The sequence below is a fragment of the Kocuria rhizophila genome (genome assembly GCF_003667225.1).
Classification (GTDB): Bacteria; Actinomycetota; Actinomycetes; order Actinomycetales; family Micrococcaceae; genus Kocuria; species Kocuria rhizophila.
Map to the genome: position 1 here is coordinate 1 of NZ_RCOM01000152.1, position 1,979 is coordinate 1,979.

General features: G+C 71.0%; 1 protein-coding gene. It reads left to right on the top strand.

Going from position 1 to position 1,979, the window contains the following annotated elements; all coding sequences use genetic code 11:
* Nucleotides 1–136 precede the first annotated feature (136 nt).
* Entirely contained in the window at nt 137–1,852 is a 1,716-nt protein-coding gene (locus D9R02_RS11735) for a glycoside hydrolase family 13 protein (protein ID WP_121241489.1), read from the top strand.
* The last annotated feature ends 127 nt before the right edge of the window (nt 1,853–1,979 follow it).

Sequence of the window (1,979 nt, forward strand, 5' to 3'; positions counted from 1 at the left end):
CGCCACACCCGTGCGAGGGGTGGCAGGCGGGCTCGGGTGCGCGGTCCGGTGACCAGGCACGCGGGGAGGCCTCCACCCCTCGCACGGGTGTGGCGCCTTTGGCCCGTGGTAGGCGTGCGTGGGTAGCCTGGAGCGCGTGACTTTCTCCCAGACCTCCTTCCCCGCCCCCTCCGGTTCCGAGTGGTGGCGCGACGCCGTGATCTACCAGGTGTACCCCCGCTCCTTCAAGGACTCAAACGGGGACGGCATGGGTGATCTGGGCGGCGTCACCGAGAAGCTCCCCTACCTCAAGCGGTTGGGCGTGGACGCCGTGTGGCTCTCCCCCTTCTACCTCTCGCCGCAGCACGACGCCGGCTACGACGTCGCGGACTACCGCACCGTGGATCCCCGCTTCGGTTCGTTGGAGGACTACGACCGGATGCGGGAGGAGGCCCACCGGCTGGGCCTGAAGATCATCGTGGACCTGGTGCCCAACCACACGTCCGAGGACCACGAGTGGTTCCGGGCCGCCCTGGCCTCAGCACCCGGTTCACCGGAACGCGCCCGCTACATCTTCCGGGAGGGCAGGGGCGAGAACGGTGAGCTGCCGCCCAACAACTGGAAGTCCCTGTTCGGCGGTTCCGCGTGGACTCGTGTGGCGGACGGCCAGTGGTACCTGCACCTCTTCGACTCCTCCCAGCCGGATCTGGACTGGAAGAACCCGGAGGTGTGGGAGGAGTTCCGCGCCATCCTGCGGTTCTGGCTGGACCGCGGGGCGGACGGCTTCCGGGTGGACGTGGCCCACGGGATGATCAAGGCCGAGGGCCTCCCGGACTGGGACGAGCAGGTCCACATGGTGGAGGGCACAGCCGAGGAGGATGGCACCGGGGACGCCCACGAGCCCACCAAGACCATGGACACCGGCCCGTACTTCGACCAGGACGGCGTGCACGAGATCTACCGTGACTGGCACCGCGTGCTCCAGGAGTACCCCGGGGACCGGATGCTGGTGGTCGAGGCGTGGGTGGGCCCGGCTCCCCGGCTGGCCCGCTACGTGCGCCCGGACGAGGCGCAGCAGGCGTTCAACTTCGACTTCCTGATCTCCGGGTGGCACCGAAACCGGATGCGGGACACCGTGGACGCCTCGCTGCGCGCCTACTACGAGGTGGGTGCGCCCTGCACGTGGGTGCTCTCCAACCACGACACCGTGCGTCACGCCTCCCGCTACGGCCTGGGCTCGCGCACCGCCTACCCCAACGGCATCGGCGCGCAGGACGAGCAGCCGCACCACGGCCAGGGCCTGCGCCGGGCCCGCGCCGCCGCGCTGGTGGAGCTGTCCCTGCCGGGTTCGGCGTACGTCTACCAGGGCGACGAGCTGGGCCTCCCCGAGCACACGTCCCTTCCCGACGCCGCCCGCGAGGATCCCACGTTCCACCGCACCGCGGGCGCGGAGCTGGGGCGCGACGGCGCTCGGGTGCCTCTGCCCTGGTCTCCCGTGGGCGAGGGGCTGGGTTTCGGCCCGAACCCGTGGCTGCCGCAGCCGGAGTCCTTCCGCGAGATCACGGTGGACCACCAGGAGGGCGATCCGCAGTCCACGCTCAACCTCTACCGGCGTGCCCTGCGGGTGCGCGGTGAACTGGGTCTGGGCACCGCGGACTTCACGTGGCACGAGCTGAGCGACGGTCCGGAGCGTGTGCTGGCGTACCTGCTCAGCACGAGCGAGGGCCGCACGGTGCTGGTGGCGGCGAACCTCGGGGAGGGTGACGCTGAGATCGCGGAGCTCTCGCGCGGCACACTGCTGCTCACGAGTGGCCAGGACGCGGTGATCGGCAACCGCCTGACCGTGGACAGCGCGGTGTGGCTGGAACTCTGAGGCTCTGACCCCGGTTCCCGGTGTGCGTGGCGGCGCGGGATGCGCCGTGCGCCCGGGACGGGGTCAACCGGTGTTCCCGGGGCGGGGTCAACCTGTGCACCCGGGGCGGAGTCAGCCGGTGTTCCCG